This is a genomic window from Frankia canadensis, assembly GCF_900197875.1.
GTDB classification, from domain to species: domain Bacteria; phylum Actinomycetota; class Actinomycetes; order Frankiales; family Frankiaceae; genus Frankia; species Frankia canadensis.
In genome coordinates this window covers 1-2,818 of record NZ_FZMO01000344.1, presented here as the reverse complement: position 1 = coordinate 2,818, position 2,818 = coordinate 1, and the positions used below count along the sequence as shown (strand labels likewise).

Sequence of the window (2,818 nt, the reverse complement as noted above, 5' to 3'; positions counted from 1 at the left end):
CGCCGCGTTGCGATTCGGACGGCCAGGTGGGTGGGTCGTGCGCGAGAACGGTCTCGCCTGCCAGTTTCACCTGGCTTCGCGCCCGATTTGTCCCGTTGAAAGTGGCGAGACGGCCGGTGTCCTCCGTCGCGAACTCTCGCCAGGATCTCAGCGGACGACGTCGAAGACCTGCTTCTGGATGCCGTTGGGGTAGGCCTCCTGCTCGACGAGCCTGAGCATGGTCTTGTCCTTGTCGGCCGCGCTGAACAGCCGCTTCCCGGCGCCGAGCAGCACGGGGAAGACCAGCAGGTGGTAGCGGTCGACCAGGCCGGCGTCGGCGAGGCTCGCGCCGAGCGTGGCGCTGCCGTGCACGGCGATCGGGCCGCCGTCGGTCTCCCTGAGCGCGGCGACCTCGTCGACGGAGCGCAGGATCGTCGCCGGCCAGCGCTCGTCGTCCCGCTCCAGCGTCGTGGAGACCACGTAGCGGGGCATCGCGTTGTAGCCGGCGAACTCCGTCATCGTCGGCCAGATCGGCGCGAACGCCTCGTAGCTGGTCCGGCCCAGCAGCAGCGCGGCGGCCTCCTCCTGCTCCCGGCCCTTGATCTCGTAGGCGGCCGGGTCGAACGCGATGTCCTTGAAGGTCCAGCCGGTGTTGCGGTAGTCCGCCTCGCCGCCCGGCGCCTCCATGACACCGTCGACGGACACGAAAGCCGTCACGATCAGAGTGCGCATCCGAAGCTCCCTGTGCCGTGTGTGGACAATCACCGTGCCCGCCATCCTCGCAGGCCGTCCGAGGGCGCTGGCCAGCGCGTTCTCTCCCGGGACACCGGGGCGCGGCACCTTCGGGGAATTGCCACCGACTTCTCACAGGTGGCGCACAGGATTGCCATACGGGTGGCACAGGTCGCCGACCGAGAGTCGGCACCATGACGACGTCGATGCCATCGCCGGCGACCGGAACCCCCGTACCCGCCCCCGCGCAGCGCGTTGCCACCGAGCAGCCCCGGGCGGGGACCGCAGAGCAGCCCCGGGCGGGTACCGCCGAGCAACCGCAGGCCGGGGCCGTCCTGACCGCGGACCCGCGATCAGGTCCCATCCTGGACGTCGTCATCCCCGTCTACAACGAGGAGAACGACCTCGCCCCCTGCGTGCGGCGACTGCACGGGCATCTGCGGAACAGCTTCCCCTATCCCTTTCAGATCACGATCGCCGACAACGCCAGCACGGACAGCACCCTCGGCGTCGCGATGGCGCTGGAGGGCGAGCTCGCCGGGGTGCGTGTCGTGCACCTGGACGCCAAGGGGCGCGGCCGGGCTCTGCGATCGGCGTGGAGCATGTCGTCCGCGCCGGTGCTCGCGTACATGGACGTCGACCTGTCCACCGACCTCGCCGCGTTGTTGCCGCTGGTCGCGCCGCTGATCAGCGGGCATTCGGATCTGGCGATCGGGACCCGGCTGGCGCGCACGTCCCGGGTGGTGCGCGGCCCGCGCCGCGAGGTGATCTCCCGCTGCTACAACCTGATCCTGCGTGGGACGCTCGCCGCCCGCTTCTCGGACGCGCAGTGCGGCTTCAAGGCGATCCGGGCCGACGCGGCCTCGGCGCTGCTGCCGCTGGTGGAGGACGCCGGGTGGTTCTTCGACACCGAGCTGCTCGTCCTCGCGGAACGGGCGGGGATGCGCATCCACGAGGTGCCGGTCGACTGGGTCGATGATCCCGACAGCCGCGTCGACGTGGTCGCCACCGCGCTCGCCGACCTCAAGGGCGTCGTCCGCCTGCTGCGGGCCTTCGGCAGTGGCGCGCTGCCACTGGCCGACCTGCGCCGCGAGTTCGGCCGCGGCCCGCTCACCACGGCGGCCGGCGGCACGCTCACCGGCGGCCCATCCGCCCACGATGGGGACGGCGGGCCCGCGGCGGCCCCGGGAATCGGAGGCGGCGGGGTGCAGGTGCCGGGTGTGCCCCGCGGGCTGGCGGGTCAGCTGCTGCGCTTCGCCGCGATCGGCGTCGCCAGCACCCTGGCCTATCTGCTGCTGTTCGTGCTGCTGCGGACGGCCACCGGGCCGCAGGCGGCCAACCTGCTCGCGCTGCTGATCACCGCGGTGGCGAACACCGCGGCGAACCGCCGGCTCACCTTCGGCCTCACCGGCGCGCACCAGGCCGGCCGCCACCACCTGCAGGGGCTGGTCGTCTTCGCGATCGGCCTGGGCCTGACCAGCGGCTCACTCGCACTACTGCACGCGGGCAGCGACCACCCGGGCCGTGGTCTGGAGGTGACGGTACTGGTCTTGGCGAACCTTCTGTCCACCATCATCCGCTTCCTGCTCATGCGCGCCTGGGTCTTCCGCCCCCGCCCGGCCACCGTGGCCCCCGAACGTCAGCGATGAGGGTGTCGAGGGCAGGCGTCGGGACCAGCACACCCCAACCGATCCACCGCACCAGCACTGCCCCGCTCGGCGGAATGCCGGGCGGGGCAGCCCGTTATGATCAGAACGCCTATCGACCAGGAGCCTGTCGGTCAGGATGACGTTGCCACGGGCACGGTCGCCGTGTTCTCCCCCGTCGTAGTCGCGTCGGGGGCGGTCGGGGCGCTGGCGGCCTTCGGCGGAGGCGGCGTGCCGCCGTTCGCCGGTGCGCCGGTGCCCTTGCCCGTGGTGCCAGGACTGCTGTTGTTCGGCGTCGTCGAACCACCGGCTCCCGGCGAACTCGAACCATCGGTGCTCGGCGGCGTCGAGCTGGTGCCACTCGGCATCGACGGGGTGGTCGTGCCGGGCGTCGACGGGGTGGTCGTGCCGGGCGTCGACGGGCTGGTGGAGCCCGGGGACTGCGACGGACCGCCGCTCGG

3 protein-coding genes are annotated in these 2,818 nt (G+C 72.0%); 2 read left to right on the top strand and 1 reads right to left on the bottom strand.

Annotated elements, in window-relative coordinates; translation table 11 throughout:
* Positions 1-147: 147 nt before the first annotated feature.
* On the bottom strand, positions 148-711 hold the full coding sequence (locus C1A33_RS23135; protein ID WP_101833465.1) for a dihydrofolate reductase family protein: 564 nt from the start codon (positions 709-711) through the stop codon (positions 148-150).
* Between the two features lie 194 nt (positions 712-905).
* On the opposite strand from C1A33_RS23135, the gene C1A33_RS23130 reads away from it, so the two are divergent.
* Positions 906-2,360 carry a bifunctional glycosyltransferase family 2/GtrA family protein gene (locus C1A33_RS23130; RefSeq protein ID WP_101833464.1) on the top strand — a complete coding sequence of 485 codons (1,455 nt, stop codon included), beginning with the start codon at positions 906-908 and terminating at the stop codon, positions 2,358-2,360.
* Positions 2,361-2,456: 96 nt separating this feature from the next.
* Positions 2,457-2,818: hypothetical protein (locus C1A33_RS23125; protein WP_207770452.1), on the top strand; the 362-nt coding region annotated here is incomplete at its 3' end.